Source organism: Spirosoma sp. KCTC 42546, from assembly GCF_006965485.1.
Taxonomy (GTDB): domain Bacteria; phylum Bacteroidota; class Bacteroidia; order Cytophagales; family Spirosomataceae; genus Spirosoma.
Genome location: NZ_CP041360.1, coordinates 7449292 through 7469053, shown reverse-complemented (window position 1 = coordinate 7469053; position 19762 = coordinate 7449292). Strand labels below are relative to the sequence as shown.

Genomic DNA, 19762 nt, shown 5'->3' with positions numbered 1-19762 from the left:
ATAGTAAAAATCACTACCTCGACCCTTCTGTATACTATGAATCGTCTCTGAATCTTGCCGATTATGTCAACTGAAAAAAAATCAGCCCTTTCCCGGAGAAAATTTATTGATCTGGCGGCAAAAGGCACGTTAGCGTCGTCCACAATCATCAGTGGGTTCCCCACTATTGTACCAGCCTCCGTATTTGGTAAAAACGCCCCCAGTAACCGAATCAACGTAGCCGCAATCGGTACGGGGCGCATCTCCCGTGGACACGATATGCCGGGCGTTTGGCAGTACGATAATGCCCTTATCATGGCCGTTTGTGATCTGGACAGCAAGCGGGCCGATGAAGCCAAACAACTGGTTAATGGCGTCTATGCCAAGAAAACCGGCAAGGATAGCTACGATGGCGTGAAGGTCTACACCGACTATCGCGAGTTACTGCTGAACAAAGATATTGACGCCGTCATCGTTAGTACGCCCGACCACTGGCATGCGCCTATCGTGGTCGATGCGGTGCGCGCGAAGAAGGACGTATATATGCAAAAACCAGCCTCGCTCACCATTGCCGAAGGACGTATGATGGCCGATGCCGTCAAGCAATCGGGCCGGATTGTGCAGGTGGGCAGCCAACAACGGTCGTCGGAGCAGTTCCGCTATGCGGCTGAACTGGTGCGTAATGGCCGGATTGGGCAATTAAAAACGGTCTACGTTGGTCTCCCCGGCGACCCATCGGGCGATGAAGAGCCGCAAATGCCCGTTCCAAAGAATCTGAATTATGATATGTGGCTCGGGACAACGCCTGAGGTATATTACACCGAAAAGCGCGTGCACCCGCAGGTTGGTTACGATCGTCCGGGCTGGTTGCGTTGCGAACAGTTTGGCGCGGGTATGATTACCGGCTGGGGCGCTCACCACGTCGACTCAGCCCACTGGGCCATGAATACCGAATATACCGGGCCTGTCGAAATCTGGGGTAAAGCCGAATTTCCGAAGAGTGGTCTGTGGGATGTGCACGGTATTTTCCGTACCGAAGCCATGTACGAAAATGGAGTGCACATGATCGTGACAAATGAAATAGCCAACGGCATTCGGTTTGAAGGCACGGAAGGCTGGATCTTTGTATCGCGGGGTGACGCGGCAGTCACGGCCAGCGACCCGATTGCCAAGCAAAATGCCGCCAAAAAACTCGACGCCAGCGACCCTAAAATCCTTACGTCTGTTATTGGCCCAAACGAAGTTCATTTAACAGTCAGTAAGGAGCATCACGGAAACTGGTTAGAAAGCATCGTGAGCCGGAAAGAGCCGATTGCACCTGCCGAAGTCGGCCACCGTTCCTGTTCGGCTTGTTTGTTGCATCACGCGGCCATGAAACTAAACCGAGGGTCGGCCCCGCGCAAACTCTATTGGGACCCTAAAAAGGAGCAGTTTAAAAACGATCCCGAAGCCAATAAACTCCTGTCGCGTCCACAACGCGCGCCCTATGCCATTAAAATGATGGCCTCAGCTAAATAAAAAATTAACTAGTTTGGGGTTTAGAGTTTGAGGTTTGACGTTGACGAATAGGCTAACTTCAAACCTCAAACTCCAAACGAATAAAACCTAAAGAATGAAGTTATCCCCCACCGTTGGCTGCCTACTTATGGCTTCGCTGATTACCGCTTGCCAGACCTCTAAGAATGAAGCTGATAAATCGGCCATCCGCCTGATTACGTTAGATCCCGGCCATTTTCATGCCGCGCTGGTTCAGAAAACCATGTACGATGGTGTAGATTCCGTCGTGCATGTCTACGCGCCCGATGGCCCGGATTTACAGTTACATCTCGATAAAATTGAGGGCTACAACGCTCGACCCGAAAACCCGACACATTGGAAAGAAGAGGTCTATAAAGGCCCCGACTTTTTCGATAAGATGATTGCCGATAAAGCCGGAAACGTAGTTGTTATGGCCGGTAACAACCGCCTGAAAACGGATTACATTCAGAAAACGGTTGGCGCTGGCTTCAATGTGCTGGCCGATAAACCGATGGTGATCAGCGCGTCGAACTTCGATCAACTGAAGGAGTCATTTGCGACCGCCGAGAAAAATAAAGTGCTGCTCTACGACATTATGACAGAGCGCTACGAGATCACGACTCAGTTACAGCGGGCGTTTTCACAGCAAGCCGAGGTGTTCGGTACGTTGGAAAAGGGCACGCCTGAGAACCCGGCAGTAACCAAAGAAAGCGTTCACCATTTTTATAAAAACGTGTCGGGTAGTATCCTAACTCGTCCGGCCTGGTTTATGGACGTAGCGCAGCAGGGCGAAGGAATCGTAGACGTGACCACTCACCTGGTCGATCTGGTGCAGTGGGAATGCTTTCCTGAGCAAACGATTGATTATCAGAAGGATATTAAGCTGAACGCGGCCCGCCGTTGGACTACCGATATGACCCTAAGCCAGTTCAAGGCGATTACCAAACAGGCTGCTTTTCCTGATTACCTCAAAAAGGATGTTGTGAAAGACAGCATTTTACGAGTATACAGCAATGGCGAAATCAATTATGAACTGAAAGGTGTGCACGCTAAAGTGTCCGTGATCTGGGCGTACAAAGCGCCCGAAGGAACCGGCGATACGCACTACTCGATCATGCGCGGCACAAAAGCCAACCTAATTATTCGCCAGGAAGCCGCCCAAAAATATAAACCGACCTTATACATTGAGGCTGTTGCTGGAAACAAGGATTTGGATGCTGCCTTGAAAACTGTTTTGCCCGCCATTCAAAAAGAGTTTCCCGGTGTGGAAGTTAAGAAAGCGACCACGGGTTGGGAAGTCATTATCCCAGAGAAATACAAAGAAGGCCACGAAGCCCACTTTGGTCGGGTTGCCGAAAAATACCTGGAATACCTGAAAACGGGTAGCCTACCTGCCTGGGAAGTACCGAACATGATTGCCAAATACTACACAACTACGCAGGCGCTGGAGTTGGCGAAGAAAAAATAATGGCGAAAGAGTGAATGAGCGCCGAACCATCGGAATGCCGAATAACACTCTTTCACCCTTTCACTCATTAATTTTATGAACTCACCACAATCTGCCAATCGGCGCAATTTCATTAAAGAAACCATTGCCACTGCCGCTGGTTTAGTCGTACTGCCATCGCTGCCCGAACCTGTTCTGGGGGCACCCGCTATTGTACGGTCAGCGTCGCTGGGAAGTGATTCGAAACCTGCCGCAGCCCGGATTCGATTTGCTGTTATTGGCATGAACCACGGGCATATCAATAGTCAGGTTGGCGCGGTTACGCGGGGTGGGGGCGAATTCGTTTCCTATTATGCTAAAGAGCCGGATTTAATGGCCGACTTTGCCAAACGCTATCCGCAGGCAAAGGCAGCGAAAAGTGAAGCCGAAATTCTTGATGATAAGTCAATTCAGCTTGTTCTGAGTGCTGGTATTCCCGTTGATCGTGCTCCACTGGGCATTCGGGTCATGAAGGCCGGTAAGGATTATATGTCTGATAAACCGGGTATCACCACCCTCGAACAACTGGCCGAAGTGCGTAAGGTTCAGAAAGAAACCAAACGTATCTATTCGATCATGTACAGTGAGCGCTTTGAAAATAAAGCCACTGTAAAAGCAGGTGAATTGGTGAAAGCCGGGGCAATTGGCAATGTTATTCAGACCATTGGTTTAGGACCACACCGCATGACGCCTGCATCCCGCCCACCCTGGTTCTTCGAAAAAAAGGAATTTGGGGGTATCATCTGCGATATCGGTTCGCACCAGTTCGATCAGTTTTTATTCTTTACAGGCTCAAAAAAAGCCGATGTTGTTGCTTCACAGGTTGGCAATGTTCACTTTCCCCAATATCCTAATTTTGAGGATTTTGGGGATGTAATGTTACGCGGTGATGGCGGTATGGGCTATATTCGGGTTGACTGGTTTACGCCTGATGGACTGAAAAGTTGGGGTGATGGACGACTGACGATTCTCGGCACAGAAGGGTTTATCGAAATCAGAAAGAACATTGATCCGGCCGGACGTGAGGGCGGTAATCACCTGTTTATCACTGACAAGAAAGAAACTCGCTATATTGATAGTACCCAGGTCGTGTTACCGTACGGCGAACAACTGGTCAATGATATACTGAACCGTACTGAGACCGCCATGACGCAGGAACACTGCTTCCTGGCTACGGAGTTGGCGTTAAAAGCGCAGAAACAGGCGCAAATGATTCATCTTACGAAATGAGGTGGTAGATTTGGGTCTGGCATCGCGCCAGACCTAAAAAACATTGGCTGCTACTATTCTCATTATCGACGACGAGTCGCGGTTACGTCAGCTTCTGGCTCGTATCCTGCAACTGGAGGGCTACACGGTGCTGGAAGCCGAAAACGCCCGCGCTGGCCTGAAAATCCTCGAACGGGATGATATTCATCTGGTAATCAGTGATGTGAAATTGCCGGACAAAAATGGTATTGAGTTGTCGGCTCAGATTAAGCAACTTTACCCAGCTACCGAAATCATTGTACTAACCGCCTACGGTACTATCTCGGATGGGGTGACAGCTATCAAAAACGGCGCGTTCGACTACATTACAAAGGGTGATGACAATGACCGGATTATCCCACTAGTGAGCCGGGCCGTTGAGAAAGCCTCGCTGCAATTCCGAATTAGGCAACTGGAACAACGGGTAGGGCAGCGCTACGGCTTCGATAGTATAATTGGCTACTCGAAATCAATACAGCACGCAATCGAACTGGCTCGAAAAGTGGCCGTTACGGATACTACTGTGCTCCTCACGGGCGAAACAGGCACCGGCAAAGAAGTATTTGCTCAGGCTATTCATCAGGCTAGTCCGCGCCGAACGGGACCGTTTGTGGCCATCAACTGCGGGGCTCTGGGTAAAGACATTCTCGAAAGTGAACTCTTCGGCCATCGGGCCGGGGCCTTTACCGGGGCCAGTCGTGATCAAAAAGGACTCTTTTCCGAAGCGGATAAAGGCACGATTTTCTTAGACGAGATCGGCGAAATGCCGCTCGACTTGCAGGCTAAACTACTACGGGTACTCGAAACCCACGAGTTCCTGCGTGTGGGTGACACCAAGCCAACCAAAACCGATGTTCGGGTCATTGCTGCCACCAATCGAAGCCTGGAACAGGCGGCAACTGAAAACCACTTTCGCCTAGACCTCTATTACCGATTGTCGGTATTCAGTATTGAGCTGCCACCCCTCCGCGACCGACGCGACGACATTCCGACATTAGCTGGTCAGTTTGCGCAACAGGAGGCCGTTAAGGTGGGTAAACGGGCTATTCAGCTTAGTCCAGCCTTTGTGCAAAAACTCCAGCAACACGCCTGGAAAGGCAATATTCGCGAGTTGAAGAACGTCATTGAGCGGGCGGTTATCCTGGCCGATACCCATGACGATGGTTCAACCGAACTTACCCCCGATTTATTACCCTACGATATGCAGGATGGCTTATTTCCCGCTAACCCAGCCGCTATGGACCTGGCCACCGTTGAACAGCAACATATTCGACGGGTGCTACGCCATACAAACGGTAATAAAGCAGAAGCCGCCCGCTTGTTGGATATTGGTCTGACGACTTTATATCGAAAACTTCAGGAAGCAGGCTTACCGGACTAATTAGTTGAGTGTGTTGTCAGTTACTTATAACTGACAAGTGAGGTTTCTCAAAACCTCGCGTATTGAATGTAAACTAGTTTTTGAGAAAATGGTGGCAAGGTCAGCATCGGTTGTGCGCCAGTTTACGAAGGCGGCCCGAATACTCGATAGGTAGTAGGCGCGATGAAGCCACAATAAGTTGCCGCAATCAGTCATTGAACAGATCCATTACCTGAATAGCGCCCATTCCCTCATTTGCTAATTGGTTTCCTGCCGACTGTATAGGTTGTACTTGTCGGGAGCGTATCGAGGGCATTGAGATGGGCTAAACTTTCGGTTTTAGCCCGTTCGAGCAGGATAGCCAGATCGTTTAAATCCTGTTGTAGCGGTGAGGTCATTTTGTCGAATGGGTTTCTGCTAGAATGAAATAGTGTGTAAAATAAACCAAAACAACGGAGGAGACACGTAGTTTTGATGGCAAATGATTCGATCTTATTGACTTCATGTCTACATCTCATTCTTCGTTAAATAAAGTATCGGCCCAGGGGCTGCTGGTCGCTATCGGTATTGTGTTCGGTGATATTGGTACGTCGCCCCTGTATACACTGGCGGCCGTTATGCGCGGGAAAGACCTATCCGATACGCTGGTGCTGGGTACCTTATCCTGTGTCATCTGGACACTCACCTTACAAACCACCATCAAGTACGTGATTATCACGCTACAGGCCGATAACAAGGGAGAGGGGGGCATTTTCTCACTCTATACGCTTGTCCGGCGGTTTACGGGGAAGTGGCTGTTGTATCCGGCCGTGATTGGGGGATCGTTTCTCCTGGCCGATGGCCTGATTACTCCACCTATTTCGGTTTCGTCGGCCATCGAGGGCCTGCTTATTTTTTATCCTAATCTGGATACTGTCCCTATTGTGATCGGTATCCTGATTGCTCTGTTTGTGAGTCAGCAATTTGGGACGCAGCAATTAGGCAAACTCTTCGGACCAATCATGCTGGTCTGGTTTACATTTATTGGCGTTATTGGTTTCCTGGCTTTATTGCATCAACCCTCTGTTCTGAAGGCCGTGAATCCAGTCTGGGCGTTTCGGCTGTTGATGGAGTACCCAGGTGGATTTTGGTTGCTCGGGGGCGTATTTCTCTGCACCACCGGAGCCGAAGCCCTTTACTCCGACATGGGGCACTGCGGGCGCGGTAATATTCGGGCTAGCTGGGGGTACGTTAAACTAACGCTGTTGCTGTCTTATGCGGGGCAATCGGCCTGGATGATGCAACACCTGGGGAAGCAGATTGGCGAAACCAGCCCATTTTATTCCATTGTACCGGCTCCGTTGGTTGTGTTCAGCATTGGACTAGCTACTTTGGCTACTATCATTGCTTCGCAGGCGCTAATTAGTGGTTCATTCACGCTGGTGGGGGAGGCCATGCGATTGAATTTGTGGCCCCGCCAAAGCGTCGTCTATCCGTCCGATTTCCGTGGGCAACTCTATGTGCCGTTCGTCAACTGGGGCCTTATGACGGGCTGTATTCTGATGGTTCTGCACTTCCGCGAATCCAAAAATATGGAAGCTGCTTTTGGCCTGGCCGTTACGCTAACCATGCTGATGAGTACGGTGCTGATGAGTACCTATCTGCGTGTAAAGCGTGTAAACACCTTCCTGATTGTGCTCATTACCGGCATATTTCTGACCGTTGAAACCACCTTTCTAAGTGCCAACCTGGTGAAGTTTGAAGAGGGCGGCTGGATTTCGATCACGATGGGGTTGTTGCTCATGGCCATGATGTTATTCTGGCAACGGGGGGAAGACCTGAAGGCAAGACTTATTCAATACGATTCCCTGCCCGACAATCTGCCACTCCTGAAAAAGTTGAGTAACGATTTGGATATTCCCAAATTTGCTACCCATTTGGTTTACTTGACAACAGCCGAAGACGCTCGTAAAATTGAGTCAGAAACCCTGTACTCTATTCTGAATCGCGCTCCTAAACGAGCAGATATTTACTGGTTCCTGCATGTAAACGTAGAAGACGAACCCTATGTAATGCGCTACAAGGTAGATACACTGGCTCATGAGGATGCGTATTTCATTACGTTTTATCTGGGTTTCCGGGTGCAGCCGCGCATCAACCTTCTCTTCCGAATGGTGGTAGAAGACATGGTGAAAAACAAGGAAGTAACCATCGATAGCCGCTACCAATCGTTGAATACACATCGGGTACCGGGCGATTTTCGGTTTGTCCTGTTTCGATCCTTTCTGTCCTATGAAAATGACCTTCCTGTGAGTTCGCAGGTGATTATGAATGGCTATTTTCTACTCAAATACATTGCCTTGTCGCCCCAGGCGGCCTATGGATTGGATACCAGCAATGTTATTACTGAAGATGTTCCACTCGTACTAACCCGCCCTAGTAATATTAAACTTATGCGGGTGAAGCCTAAACAAGACTCATCCGTGTAGATCAGCAAGCGTAGATAACCAAACCGCTTTGCTTTTCTAGTGTAAATCGTTAAACGGATTATGAATCGATTTACAGCTATAGGATTGTCTGCTTTGTGTGTAGTGTTGCTCACGCTGGGGGCCAGTATAGGCCAGACGGTGAACTGGAAGAAAGTCAAGGTGTTGGTGTACACGAAGAACGGGAAGGGGTATGTCCACGATAATATTCCGAATGCGGTGGCATGTATTCAGAAACTCGGTCAGCAAAACGGGTTTTCTGTCGATGTGTCTGAGCAGCCAACGGTTTTCTCCGAAGCCAATCTTAAGCAATACACACTGCTAATTTTTCCCAGCACCAACAACGATGTATTTGATACGGATGACCAACGACTGGCGTTCCGGCGGTATATCGAAGCGGGCGGAGGCTTTGTGGGTATTCATTCGGTGATGGGTACTGAGCGCAACTGGGCCTGGTTTAAGCGGATGATAGGAGGCACCTTTGCCTGGCACCCCAAGTTTCAGAAGTTCAAGGTTGACATAATCGACTCGAAGCATCCGTCTATGCAGGGGTTACCCAAAATCTGGGAGAAAGAAGACGAGTTCTACTTTACCAAAAATATGTCGCCGGGGCCAACGGTTATTATGGCTAATGATCTGACCTCGCTTAACCAGGATGAACCTGAAAAAGTGAAGCAGTTTGGTGGTTCTTATACGGAGCTGTATCCCTCAGCCTGGTACTACAATTTCGATGGCGGGTATACCTGGTGTACAACCCTTGGCCACGCCAAAACGGATTACGAGAGTGACGCCACCTTTATTAAGCACATTTTTCAGGGCATTCGCTACGTGGCCGGGCAGGTAACAAAAATTGATTTCAGCAAAGCCTACGCGGATTCCAGAGACACGCCGATTCGATAGACAGGACTTATAAAAAATAGTGTAAAGGTTAGTTTTTGGCTCGTCTAACCTTACTGGTTGTAGATACTAATTTAGCAACTCTACCTATGAATGATTATTGCAAAGCAGGGCTCATACTTACGGTCCTACTAGCTACCTCCTGTACATTAAGTGCCCAGAGTAGTCCGGCAAAAGGGCTTGATTCGATCAAGGTTGTAGCACCGGGTGCTACCCTTCGTCAGGTGTCCAGCCAGTTTGCGTTTACCGAGGGTCCAGCCGTCAATAAAAAGGGAGATATTTATTTTACCGATCAGCCCAACGACAAAATCTGGAAGTACGATACCGATGGTCAACTGTCGCTGTACATGGATAAAACAGGACGCTCTAACGGACTGTATTTCGATAAAAAAGGCAACCTGATTTCCTGTGCCGATGAAAAAGATGAACTATGGTCGATTGGCCCCGATAAAAAAATTACCATTCTGCTAACCAACGTTCAGGGCCAGCGTATGAATGGGCCCAATGACTTATGGCTTGACGCTAAAGGCGGTATTTACTTCACGGATCCCTATTACCAGCGTGACTATTGGGAGCGAAAAAAGCCAGATATCGACGGGCAGAAAGTCTATTATTTGCCCAAAGGAAAACAGGAAGCCGTATTAGTTGATGGTGATTTAAAACAGCCCAATGGCATTGTCGGTACGCCCGATGGGAAGTATCTGTACGTGGCCGATATTCGGGACAGCAAAACCTACAAATACGAGATCAAAGCCGACGGTATGTTGACCAATCGGCAGCTTTTTGTGCCGCAGGGCTCGGATGGTATGACGCTTGATAGTCAGGGAAATCTGTACATCTCAGGCCGGGGTGTTACGGTTTACTCGCCAGCCGGAGTTAAACTGGGTACTATACCAGTGCCCTCGCGTTGGGTAGGGAATGTGTGCTTTGGAGGCAAAGACCGCAAAACGCTTTTCATTACAGCATCGGAGTCCATATATACCCTGCCGATGCAGGTAAAGGGAGTTGAGTAATCAGTACCAGGCAACGCTTTATAGCTCAAAACGTTTTGGTTCATAAATCGAAACGTTTTGAGCTATTTTATTTTAAGTCTATTTATTATTGATAAAAAGCGAAATTGTGGTAATTAAGATTAAAATCTTGTCAATTTTCCAAATAAGGTTTGGTTTGTTTCGGAATAGTAGCGTTTTTGGGCTAGCCTAACATGATCAGTAACCTAATTCCATCAATTTCTGATCACTTACTTTACTAGTTAGCGTATGCGCTCTGTTTTACGAATCATTGGGTTTTCCTTAGTGGTACTGATTATCATTCTGCTGGTTAATACCTTTCGGCTGACCTCGCATCAGCTAATGAATGTGCCACCGGCTGCTCCGATTAATGTATCCGATTCGGCTATTCAGCGGTTTGCCGGAGCCATTCGCATTCCAACCGTTTCCTACACAGACTACAGCCTGACGGATACAACCCAATTCGATAAATTCATTACCTACATCCGAGCGTCCTACCCGCTTATTCATCAGCGGCTGAATCCACAGACGTTCAATCAGTATGGTCTATTATACGAATGGAAAGGGCGAAATCCTACGCTTAAACCTATTTTGTTAATGGGTCATTACGACGTGGTACCGGTTATTCAAGGAACACAGGGGATGTGGAAACGACCCCCGTTTGCGGGTATCATTGATGACGGATATCTCTATGGACGAGGTACACTCGATGATAAAATGGGCGTGATGGGCCTGCTGGAAGCGGTTGAGTATTTGTTGAAAACGAACTTTCAACCCGAACGAACAATACTACTGGCGTTTGGTCAGGACGAGGAAACATCGGGGCAACGGGGTGCCCAAACCATTGCGACTGCTCTTAAACAACGGGGTATCTCGCTGGAATATATTCTGGACGAAGGGGGCGCTATTAAGACCGAAGGCGTTTCGGGCATTAATAAGCCTGTTGCACTGATCAGTATCGCTGAAAAAGGCTATTTAAGCCTGGAATTGACGGCCATTGGCAAAGGCGGGCACTCCTCCATGCCACCTGCGCAAACCAGCATTGGCATGGTAGCCGAAGCAGTCAGCAAATTAGAGCATAATCCTTTCCCGGCTCGGCTGGATGGAGGTGCCGATCAGTTGATCGATTATCTGGCGTCGGAAGTTCCCGTTGAGAAACGAATTGTCTTTGCCAATCAATGGCTTTTTAGCCCACTTATTAAGAAGCTGATTGCCGAAACAAAATCAGGAAATGCCACCTTACGCACAACTACGGCACCCACTATTTTCCGGGCTGGTGCCAAAGACAACGTATTGCCCATTGATGCCGTAGCAACTGTTAATTTTCGGCTCTTGCCGGGCGATACAGTTGAAGGGGTAATTGGCCGAGTGAAAGAAATAATTGACAATGATAGTGTTACAGTTAGTATTTTGGGGAAAGGAAATAACCCCGCCCCCCTTTCCAGTACTGAAAATTTTGCTTTCCAGACGATTCATAAAACCATCAAGAGTATTTTTCCGGATGTGATTGTAGCGCCAAACGTCATGCTCGGCGCTACTGATTCTAAATTTTACGCGGCTCTTACATCTTCCATCTACAAGTTTTCGCCCATGCCTATGACGGAAGCACAAACAGCGGGTGTCCACGGTACCAATGAGCGTATTCGTGTTAAAGATTATCGAAACGCAATCTGGTTTTACGTAACGCTCATTAAAAATAGCCAATGAATTGTAGTGCCGACCGTCCCGGTCGGGCGTGGACTAAAGCGTTTCTCTTCCGACCGTCCCGGTCGGCACTACAAGAAGCCTTATTTGCTTGCTGGTAACTCCTTCACCAGTACAAAGTCCAGATAGGCTAGGTTAGAGCCCTTGTTATAATGCAGGGTGAGCAGGTTAGGACCGGCAACCGGGAAGGTGATTTCACCCACTGTAGCCTGTGTCCAGCGATGATAGTCACCTGTATTTTCAGGGAAAACCAGATCAACGACTTTTTTATTGTTCACCGATAGCGTGGATTTGTTGTCCTGATAGCCATACACCGTTATAATTCTATACTGGCCGGGGACCCCGACATTAACTGTGTAATTGGTCCACTCACCGTCCTCCTGCCAGCCAATATATAACTGGTTTACTTTTGGATCGACTTTGTTAGGATGATTGAAGTCGGCAAAGTCTTTGGTGAATGAAAGATCGACACCTTCTTTTTCTCTGAAATGAACCAGATACTCAGGCACGCCCGGTCGTTGGTGGTCGGGTTTGCGGTTGAGTTCCCCGCTACCTTTATTGATTGGATCAGTATCATGGTAAGCAATTCCCTCGCCACCCAGATCGTAATAGGCCAACTCAATGCGTCCGGGTATTAATTGGGCACCTTTTGTATAATCGGCATCCTTAAATGGTTTGCCTTTATAGTTTTTCGGCACCTGGGCAACTACTACTGAAACCGTTACGGTCAGTAGCATAACAAGACTTAAAAACCCTGCACTTAATGGGTATTGGATGGTGGACCGAACGAAGCGGCCCCAATGGCCTGCTATGCCGTAGTTCATAGGTAGTAAGATTAATTTTTGGTAAGTGGCTTTACGGATACCTCCTTGAAGAATACGACGTCATGTTCTCCGTGATTTTGTAAACCGATGTACCCTGCATTTGGTCGTATGCCCCGATAGGGCTCAAAATCAAATTTACGTGCCGGTACGGGGTCACCTTCTTTATAGTCGGTCACTTTTACGCCGTTGACTGAAATGATGGTACGAGGCCCGTCCAGCGTAATTTTCATGGTATTCCATTCCGGACCGGGTTTGCCGGGCTTAGCCAGCGGTTTGTTTAGGGAATAGAGCGTTCCGGTAATGTGCGTATCATCCTCTTTAGACGTTTCTGGATGGTTATCAATTTGCACCTCATACCCATAATGAACCGGCATCCATTCTTCGCGGGGCTCGAGGGGTATTCGAATATAGACGCCCGAGTTACTATTCTCTTTCTGCATTCTGTAAACCACCTTAATGGTACAGTTGCTGAATTTTTCCTTTGTCCAGTATAGCAATCCCATGCCACCATGACCACGGATCGATCCGTTTTCAACAGACATACTTCCCTTACCCACATGTTTCCAGCTGGTAAGGTCAGTTCCATTGAAAAGCTGCCGCCAGCCACTGGTTGCGTTCGGTTTCGTTTGTTGAACTACTGCTGGGAATGGAGTAGGGAGCGGTATAGCCTGGCTATGTACAGTTGATAAGAGAAGGTTAAAGCCAGCCAGCCAGGTTTTGGCAATTGGGTTTATAAAGCTCATACGTAACAGGTATTTCTAAAAGGCAACTAATCATTCAGGCAGAGCCTTACGACGGAATTGGAAGCTACTGGTTGCCGGAAATCTACTCATATCACAAACGTATGGATACAAAAAGGCCATACTTCAAGATGAGTATGGCCTTTGCGTTTTCTTAACCTAAACTCCACGACATTACTGTTACACCCTACTGGTAGTTTCGAGTTAATGGGGATCACTATTTATGAGTCAACTACTATACCAAACTGTTAAGTAGTTGATAATGAATGAAATATGGTTTTTAGGGAAATTGGCCCTGTACGATTTTGGACAGCAAGCGTCCATTTTAGTACACTCTAAACTGTACGTTGACTTTATAGACTCGTCTGTGTTGTACATGTCAACCCTTGTTTCTTAGTTGTCTGTATGAAGTTAATGAAAATTAAATATAAGTATACTTGAAGAAATAGATAGCGTTGACTTTATTTTGTTTCCGTTTTTACCTTTTAATAAATTTATAGTGACTGTCTAATTGATCTCTGTCTAAATGTTTAAAAAATAATCCTCGAGCTAACCAATCATGAATACCCGTAACCAGCACTCAACCCTATTGAACTACATAATCTACGCACTACTTGGTATTGCTGCGATCAGTACATGGATGATTGTGACCCTATAGCCCTGGAACGAATGGACACTTCCTATAGATGAAGGTTCATGAGAAACAAGTCTGCCCTGTCTAGTGCTATTAACCCAAAGGACTTCTATTCTATACTATTGATGTACTCATGCCCTCAAATCAAAAATTCGCTCTTGTCACCATTTGTGATAATAGGTTTGCCCTCTTATTAGCCTCTTTACTTAAGTCGATTGAAGTCAATCTCGCTTCTCCGACGCAATTTGATCTCTATTTGGTGAATGACGGGATTCGACCGTTAACCCGGAATAAGCTTTTACGGGCCATAAACCCGGATGTGTTTCATATTCATTGGTTAACCATTGATGAGACTTTACCTCCAGGGGTGACGCTACCCATGGATCGCTCGACGTTTCCTCGCAACGTTTTTGTGCGGTTGTTTATTCCTTATTTTATTCCTCAGGAGTTGACCAAGGTTGTCTATCTGGATGTAGATATGATTGCTCACCAGGATATAACAGCTTTATGGGCTATTGATTTGGGGGATAAACTATTGGGTGCTGTTCAGGATCGGGCTGAAGTAGCAGGTAGTTCGTGGGGGGGATATAGCAATTATCAGGACTTAGGCTTAGCACCTGATACAAAGATTTTCAATTCGGGCCTTTTACTGATTAATCCTATAGCTTGGCGCCAGCAGAATATTACTGAGCGTGTCATTCGATGTATTGAGGAGAATGTTAAATATGCTGTGTTTCCCGACCAGTATGGCCTAAATGTGGTATTAGCGAATCAATGGCTGGAGCTTGACCGGCGCTGGAATTGTTATGCCCAATATGATGAAGTCAATCCCTATATTATTCACTTTACGGGTGTGAAGCCTATTTACACATCATATCAGTATAACAAGGCCTATCAGGAGGAGTTTTATCAATATCTGCGCATGACTCCCTGGCAGCACTATAACCCCATTGGAGGATGGAGACGCTTTTTGCTAAAGCTAACCTATAAGCTCAGTAAGCGTTGGTACCACTTAACATACCGACTTAATCCATTTAAAGGACTGGCTGATAGTGAAGCAACGCATGCATCGGCAACCCGTTTTAAGCTTCTCTAACCAGCCTAGAGGTTTCTCCAGTTTCAGTTTGACGTCAATCAGACCGATCGCTCATAATAAATTTAACCGACTCATCAGTTCGGACTTATTGGCGCGGCTAATGGGAATTACTTTTGAAGCTACCACTAAATTGCTCTCTTCTATATCGACGATTTTATCCAGGTTAATGATATAAGACCGATGAACCCGGAGAAACTGTGTTCCTAATTTTTCTTCCAGTGATTTCATCGTTGTATAGACCACAAACGCCTGTTGGCTGGTCAGGATTTTGACGTAGTCGCCCGCATTTTCAATATACATGATTGAATCATAGGGAACGCGAACATAGCGGCCATCACACTTGACATAAATGGCTTTATTATCCCCCTGCCGCACTGGCTCATTCTTTTTCTGTGCTGCCAGAACCTTCTCAACAGCTAGCTTAAAGCGAGGTTGCGTTATAGGCTTTTTCAGATAATCCGTAACCTGGTACTGAAAGGCATCAAAGGCATAATCTGTTTTAGCGGTTGTCAGAATAACCTGTGGTACAACGGGTAGTCGATCCAGTAAGTCGAATCCTGATAGCTCCGGCATTTCAACATCCAGCCAGATCAAATCAATTTCATGTTCTGATAATACGTTCAGAGCCTGAGTGGCATTCTCACAAATCGCCACTATGTCTAAGGATTCGTGTTGCTCACAAAGGCGTTGCAAGGCCTTGCGAGCCATCGTTTCATCATCAACGATTATACATTTCAGGATCATGGTATGGTTGTTGTCAGCAAGCGTTGCCATTCGGCCTGAACAAGTGGTTTACAGCTTATCAGATCGGAATGTAATTGATTCCAGAGACGGCTAATCCGCTCGGATTTGGTGGTTGTAGCGGCTAATTCCTCAAACTGGGCTAGTAATATTTCCAGATCTGATAAACCCACCATGCCAAGAGTAGGTCTTAGTTTATGAGCTAACAGACGTATATCTACCCAGCGTTGTTCCGCAATAAGCGTATCGAACGTATCAAATTCCGGCCATACTGTTTCCAGAAATGTTTCGAACATACTGGCAGCATAGGCAGTATCCTCACCATATAATTCACGCAGTCGTTCTGTATCCAGCAGATGAGTTGAGGGGGTATTCGCTAGCCGATTTCCTTCCTGTACCATCCCAGCCCTCTGATCTACCTGTGTCAATGCCAAGTCTGGGTCCGTCCTCATAAGTATAAAAAAACTACAGTATTTAAATTACAAGTATTAAAATAGGTACTAATGTAAATAATTGTTCAGATAGATAGCTAGTTCACTAATTAGAAGTTATAAAATAACCGGCACTTGAACCCTACATAGCACCCTGACGGCCTAGCACTAGCGGGCGTCTACTCTGTGCTCATTTTAGGTAATTACTGGCCTGGCAAAAAAGAAGCCAATTATTACTTAAAAGACGGCAATTTATGCTATTCATCGAATATAGATCACTAATAAACTATATAACCGCCACCTTTATTTTACTAAACTACAAGTCAACTGTTACGCAGCTTACTTATGTCTACTTCACTAACCGACGAAGCCCTGATTCGGCAATACATGCCTCATCAACCCAATGAGTGCTTCGAGACTCTCTATAATCGGTACGTCAACAAAGTATATCGGCATTGTTTATCCATCACTAAGGACACGGAGAATGCCCATGACTTTACGCATGACATCTTTATCAAGATGTTTAGTAAGTTAGATACCTTTCACGAACGGTCGAGTTTTTCTACCTGGCTTTATTCAATTACGCACAATTACTGCGCTGGCCAGCTCCGCTTATCCAAGCGGCTTACGCTGACTACGCTCGATGAAAGTGAAGAGACTTGTTCGTCTGAAGGGCAGGATGCCCAAATTCAGGAACAATCCCTTCAACTGCTTAAACAGGCGATGGCTAGTTTGTCGGCTAACGAACAGACGCTCTTAAAGCTTAAGTATGAGCAGGGAATGCGTTTTGAGGAGATTGCTCAGTTGTATAACCTGAAGCTTAGCACCGTTAAGATGCGGATTAAACGAAGTCGTGATAAAGTTTACCGACTGTGTTCATACCAGAATCTACCACTATAATCGGGTAAAAATTTCTGTTGTGGTTTATTGAAATCGGCCAGCATTTGCGCAAGTAAAGCTCATAGTTAGGGTTCTAAACGGTTTAGGTAGGGTGCTTCCTGAATGGTAGACTTTACATACTATTCTCCTGCTTCATTGTCTGAGGGGAACTGCTCCGGTTTCCTCAAAAGTAATGGACTGCCAAGGTATCGGCAGGTCTTGCGTTCTTTCCCCACATATACTCTCCATTTTGTCCGCAAGTGAACAGAAATTGTCCAGTTACGGACAGCACCCGTTAATGGCACACTGCGTAATATGTTGACAGTCAATTGGTATAAGAAACTGGCACAAGCTTTGGAATAGATGTAGCAACTAGTAAACAACGCCTATTTAAAGACTAAACACGCTACTACCATGTTACCACTAATGAGCAAAGCCGCAGTTTCTATTTTATTGAGCGCTTCTTCCTTTATTAATCCCACTACTCCCAAAGCACTTTCGTTCGATGCCAGCGCGTATGTGACAATCAACCATGAAATCCGGGTTGCGGTCCAGAAATCAACCGAGACACCAGTTGTTGTGTTGCTTCGCAATAAAAACAATGAAGTTCTGTATCAGCAAAGCATTGGCAAGAAAGAAGCTAAATATGCCATGAAGTTGAATGTTGATCAACTGGCCGATGGAGAGTATGAACTGGAAGTAAAATCAAGCGAAGGCAGCATTCGGAAACAAGTAAATCTGTCGACGCCCGTTCAACAGACCAGCCGTACAATTGCCATGCAATAAACGCAGGCTCTGTACTTTATAGAAAAGCCCAGCTGATTAAGGCTGGGCTTTTCTATGTTGGAGCTTCGAAAGAGGTGCTATACGTACTACTCTTCCTGACCGAATTAGCGCTGCATAAATTTTTTAATCAGCTGAAAGCCGAGGGCGATACAAAGCCAACGGTGTTTTTGTAGAGCATACGCTCTATATCCCTACTGTTGATTCAATTTCCTGCACATTTACTCATTCTGCAACATTTGTTATAAATGTTGCTACAAAAGTTACGATTAGTTCGGACGTTATGTAGGATTTTTGGGCCAGCAATAAATTTGATGCGAATGAGGCTTGCTCCTAAAATCTTTACTTCCAATCCAGACCGCTATTGTTATACGATTCCTGTTAGCGCAACGGGGTCGCTCTGGTCTGGGTTTGGTGGGTATCGGTATATAGCATGTTCATTTTTACTGATTAGGGTAAACGCTAACCTCAGACCCCGGGTCATCCACTCAGCCTGTCAGTTCATCCAGCCTGGTGTTGACTACATAACCAGAGCCTACCCATCTGTCCAACTGCATTCGCAAAAGCAAGTTCGAGCTGATATTCAGGTGACTACCCCTATACCAGAGGCCGTTTCGACAAAGTGGGCTGCTTGATAGTAGCACCTTTATGTTAATTAAGCTCATTATGTACCTTAACATGAGCGGTCTTATACTCTTCTACGGCTAGTGTACGCCGTTCGATAAATTCGCGAACACTCATTGGTAATAGCTCGGCTTGTTCACCGTTCTTGGCTTAACTTGCCTGTATAAACTGTATATACATTGAGGTTTCCAATGGTCAGTACCATTGTTGCTCCTGATATTGCGCTTTTTAGTTTATTTATATCGAAACGTGATCTTTAAGAAACGAAGCCCGATTTGCGATAATATAGGGGCAGATAGAAGTGTACCACTACAAGGCTTGTGGGAATCGCTGGTATCAGATTGATATGACATCGAGTTAGCCAATTGCCGTTTTTACCTAATGAAACACAAACTCTTTCGCGTCTTAAGCCTTATTTCTCTACTTATTTCCGCGCTTTTAATTGCCAGTGCTTTCTTTTTTCCATTCAAAAACTTCTATCCATTAGTGTGTTTTTTTGCTTCGCTTACATTTACGGGTTTAGGGCTTTACTTATCGCGAAGGTCAACTGACTAACAGCGTTGCTGAACCTTAAGCTATTAACTAGTTGTGTTCATTCTGTTGAACGTAGTCAGTAGCTCGCTGGGTGTTGCTTTGGTCATTGCATCACTGAACCCAAATGTCAATTCCGTTTTACCTTGTTTTAACTGCTCAAACACAGCATCGATAAAATCACTTACGGGAGGGGCATGATCGTGTAATCCTTTTCCTCCCAGATCTGTATTAAGGGCGGGAGGTATCATCTCAATTACCTCTATACCGTTGGATTTTAATAACACGCGTAACGATAGGGTGAAGGAATGGAAGAACGCCTTGGTAGCAGAGTAGACGGGCACTTTAGTTAGCGGGACAAAGGCTAAGCCCGACGTTACGTTAATAACCGAGGTTAGAGCGGGCAAGTTAATGAACAGGGACGTGAGGTGAAGTGGGGCTTCTATGTTTACCATAAGTTCATCTTTGGCGCGTCGGAAAAAGTCCTCGTCGGAAACAGACATCCATTGTTGAATACCTGCATTGTTTACTAATACCGATAAGTCATTATGTTCTTCCTGAATCCATTGGTAAAGGGCGTGCCGTTCTTCGGCAATGGCCAGATCGCAGGATCTTGTGATGACAGAAGGAAAATTAGTCGCTACTTCCCGGAGTGCTGACTCTCTCCTTCCGCAGATAATTACGGTGTTGTTTTCCTGGATGAAGCGTTCGGTAAGCCCTAAGCCAATCCCTGAGGCTCCCCCTGTAATCAGAATTTTATTATTCGAAATGTTCATATACCTGTTGGTTTAAGTTGTCTGCGATTACTAACA

The 19762-nt window shown here is 46.4% G+C and carries 17 protein-coding genes; 11 read left to right on the top strand and 6 right to left on the bottom strand.

The annotated features are described in order from the left end of the window. Window positions 1–63: 63 nt before the first annotated feature. The 4 genes from EXU85_RS30410 (at window position 64) to EXU85_RS30395 (ending at window position 5612) form a co-directional block, all read left to right on the top strand. Window positions 64–1497: a Gfo/Idh/MocA family protein gene (locus EXU85_RS30410; RefSeq protein ID WP_142775684.1), complete on the top strand. Its 1434-nt coding sequence runs from the start codon at window positions 64–66 to the stop codon at window positions 1495–1497. A gap of 94 nt (window positions 1498–1591) precedes the next feature. Next, window positions 1592–2965 carry a putative oxidoreductase C-terminal domain-containing protein gene (locus EXU85_RS30405; RefSeq protein ID WP_142775683.1) on the top strand — a complete coding sequence of 458 codons (1374 nt, stop codon included), beginning with the start codon at window positions 1592–1594 and terminating at the stop codon, window positions 2963–2965. 75 nt (window positions 2966–3040) lie between these two features. Then, entirely contained in the window at window positions 3041–4213 is a 1173-nt protein-coding gene (locus tag EXU85_RS30400; protein WP_142775682.1) for a Gfo/Idh/MocA family protein, read from the top strand. Window positions 4214–4256: 43 nt separating this feature from the next. Then, window positions 4257–5612 carry a sigma-54 dependent transcriptional regulator gene (locus tag EXU85_RS30395; protein ID WP_142775681.1) on the top strand — a complete coding sequence of 452 codons (1356 nt, stop codon included), beginning with the start codon at window positions 4257–4259 and terminating at the stop codon, window positions 5610–5612. A gap of 230 nt (window positions 5613–5842) precedes the next feature. On the opposite strand, the gene EXU85_RS35560 is transcribed toward EXU85_RS30395, so the two are convergent. Then, window positions 5843–5989 carry a hypothetical protein gene (locus EXU85_RS35560; protein WP_168207897.1) on the bottom strand — a complete coding sequence of 49 codons (147 nt, stop codon included), beginning with the start codon at window positions 5987–5989 and terminating at the stop codon, window positions 5843–5845. Between the two features lie 105 nt (window positions 5990–6094). On the opposite strand from EXU85_RS35560, the gene EXU85_RS30390 reads away from it, so the two are divergent. From EXU85_RS30390 to EXU85_RS30375, 4 genes are all read left to right on the top strand, one after another. Then, on the top strand, window positions 6095–8059 hold the full coding sequence (locus tag EXU85_RS30390) for a KUP/HAK/KT family potassium transporter (protein ID WP_142775680.1): 1965 nt from the start codon (window positions 6095–6097) through the stop codon (window positions 8057–8059). A 60-nt stretch (window positions 8060–8119) separates the two neighbouring features. Next, complete coding sequence (locus EXU85_RS30385) at window positions 8120–8956, top strand: ThuA domain-containing protein (protein ID WP_142775679.1); 837 nt, start codon at window positions 8120–8122, stop codon at window positions 8954–8956. A gap of 86 nt (window positions 8957–9042) precedes the next feature. Beyond that, window positions 9043–9966 carry an SMP-30/gluconolactonase/LRE family protein gene (locus EXU85_RS30380; RefSeq protein ID WP_142775678.1) on the top strand — a complete coding sequence of 308 codons (924 nt, stop codon included), beginning with the start codon at window positions 9043–9045 and terminating at the stop codon, window positions 9964–9966. Between the two features lie 246 nt (window positions 9967–10212). After that, window positions 10213–11670, top strand: coding sequence for a M20 family peptidase (locus EXU85_RS30375; RefSeq protein ID WP_142775677.1), 1458 nt, complete (start codon window positions 10213–10215; stop codon window positions 11668–11670). Between the two features lie 80 nt (window positions 11671–11750). On the opposite strand, the gene EXU85_RS30370 is transcribed toward EXU85_RS30375, so the two are convergent. Both EXU85_RS30370 and EXU85_RS30365 read right to left on the bottom strand, forming a co-directional pair. Then, window positions 11751–12491 carry a carbohydrate-binding protein gene (locus EXU85_RS30370; RefSeq protein WP_142775676.1) on the bottom strand — a complete coding sequence of 247 codons (741 nt, stop codon included), beginning with the start codon at window positions 12489–12491 and terminating at the stop codon, window positions 11751–11753. Window positions 12492–12502: 11 nt separating this feature from the next. Continuing rightward, window positions 12503–13234, bottom strand: a complete 732-nt coding sequence (locus EXU85_RS30365) for a DUF1080 domain-containing protein (protein ID WP_142775675.1) — start codon at window positions 13232–13234, stop codon at window positions 12503–12505. 764 nt (window positions 13235–13998) lie between these two features. Here EXU85_RS30365 and EXU85_RS30360 point away from each other — a divergent pair. Beyond that, window positions 13999–14961 (top strand): glycosyltransferase family 8 protein, encoded by a 963-nt coding sequence (locus EXU85_RS30360; RefSeq protein ID WP_142775674.1) that lies wholly within the window; start codon window positions 13999–14001, stop codon window positions 14959–14961. 51 nt (window positions 14962–15012) lie between these two features. On the opposite strand, the gene EXU85_RS30355 is transcribed toward EXU85_RS30360, so the two are convergent. Both EXU85_RS30355 and EXU85_RS30350 read right to left on the bottom strand, forming a co-directional pair. Beyond that, window positions 15013–15735 (bottom strand): LytTR family DNA-binding domain-containing protein, encoded by a 723-nt coding sequence (locus tag EXU85_RS30355; protein ID WP_246859311.1) that lies wholly within the window; start codon window positions 15733–15735, stop codon window positions 15013–15015. After that, window positions 15702–16154, bottom strand: coding sequence for an Hpt domain-containing protein (locus EXU85_RS30350; protein ID WP_142775673.1), 453 nt, complete (start codon window positions 16152–16154; stop codon window positions 15702–15704). The genes EXU85_RS30355 and EXU85_RS30350 overlap by 34 nt, the downstream gene beginning before the upstream one ends. Window positions 16155–16478: 324 nt before the next feature. Here EXU85_RS30350 and EXU85_RS30345 point away from each other — a divergent pair, with 324 nt between their 5' ends. Both EXU85_RS30345 and EXU85_RS30340 read left to right on the top strand, forming a co-directional pair. Further along, complete coding sequence (locus tag EXU85_RS30345) at window positions 16479–17033, top strand: RNA polymerase sigma factor (protein WP_142775672.1); 555 nt, start codon at window positions 16479–16481, stop codon at window positions 17031–17033. A gap of 405 nt (window positions 17034–17438) precedes the next feature. Next, on the top strand, window positions 17439–17798 hold the full coding sequence (locus EXU85_RS30340) for a hypothetical protein (RefSeq protein WP_246859310.1): 360 nt from the start codon (window positions 17439–17441) through the stop codon (window positions 17796–17798). Window positions 17799–18997: 1199 nt separating this feature from the next. Here EXU85_RS30340 and EXU85_RS30335 read toward each other — a convergent pair. Continuing rightward, window positions 18998–19726 carry an SDR family oxidoreductase gene (locus EXU85_RS30335; RefSeq protein WP_142775670.1) on the bottom strand — a complete coding sequence of 243 codons (729 nt, stop codon included), beginning with the start codon at window positions 19724–19726 and terminating at the stop codon, window positions 18998–19000. Window positions 19727–19762 lie beyond the last annotated feature (36 nt).

Excerpts from the sequence above, each read along its gene's own strand:
- EXU85_RS30365 (WP_142775675.1), bottom strand. The coding sequence starts at position 13,234 with ATGAGCTTTATAAACCCAATTGCCAAAACCTGGCTGGCTGGCTTTAAC.
- EXU85_RS30360 (WP_142775674.1), top strand. The coding sequence starts at position 13,999 with ATGCCCTCAAATCAAAAATTCGCTCTTGTCACCATTTGTGATAATAGG.
- EXU85_RS30340 (WP_246859310.1), top strand. The coding sequence starts at position 17,439 with ATGAGCAAAGCCGCAGTTTCTATTTTATTGAGCGCTTCTTCCTTTATT.
- EXU85_RS30400 (WP_142775682.1), top strand. The coding sequence starts at position 3,041 with ATGAACTCACCACAATCTGCCAATCGGCGCAATTTCATTAAAGAAACC.
- EXU85_RS35560 (WP_168207897.1), bottom strand. The coding sequence starts at position 5,989 with ATGACCTCACCGCTACAACAGGATTTAAACGATCTGGCTATCCTGCTC.
- EXU85_RS30350 (WP_142775673.1), bottom strand. The coding sequence starts at position 16,154 with ATGAGGACGGACCCAGACTTGGCATTGACACAGGTAGATCAGAGGGCT.
- EXU85_RS30385 (WP_142775679.1), top strand. The coding sequence starts at position 8,120 with ATGAATCGATTTACAGCTATAGGATTGTCTGCTTTGTGTGTAGTGTTG.
- EXU85_RS30345 (WP_142775672.1), top strand. The coding sequence starts at position 16,479 with ATGTCTACTTCACTAACCGACGAAGCCCTGATTCGGCAATACATGCCT.
- EXU85_RS30355 (WP_246859311.1), bottom strand. The coding sequence starts at position 15,735 with ATGGCAACGCTTGCTGACAACAACCATACCATGATCCTGAAATGTATA.
- EXU85_RS30335 (WP_142775670.1), bottom strand. The coding sequence starts at position 19,726 with ATGAACATTTCGAATAATAAAATTCTGATTACAGGGGGAGCCTCAGGG.
- EXU85_RS30370 (WP_142775676.1), bottom strand. The coding sequence starts at position 12,491 with ATGAACTACGGCATAGCAGGCCATTGGGGCCGCTTCGTTCGGTCCACC.
- EXU85_RS30375 (WP_142775677.1), top strand. The coding sequence starts at position 10,213 with ATGCGCTCTGTTTTACGAATCATTGGGTTTTCCTTAGTGGTACTGATT.
- EXU85_RS30380 (WP_142775678.1), top strand. The coding sequence starts at position 9,043 with ATGAATGATTATTGCAAAGCAGGGCTCATACTTACGGTCCTACTAGCT.
- EXU85_RS30405 (WP_142775683.1), top strand. The coding sequence starts at position 1,592 with ATGAAGTTATCCCCCACCGTTGGCTGCCTACTTATGGCTTCGCTGATT.
- EXU85_RS30410 (WP_142775684.1), top strand. The coding sequence starts at position 64 with ATGTCAACTGAAAAAAAATCAGCCCTTTCCCGGAGAAAATTTATTGAT.
- EXU85_RS30390 (WP_142775680.1), top strand. The coding sequence starts at position 6,095 with ATGTCTACATCTCATTCTTCGTTAAATAAAGTATCGGCCCAGGGGCTG.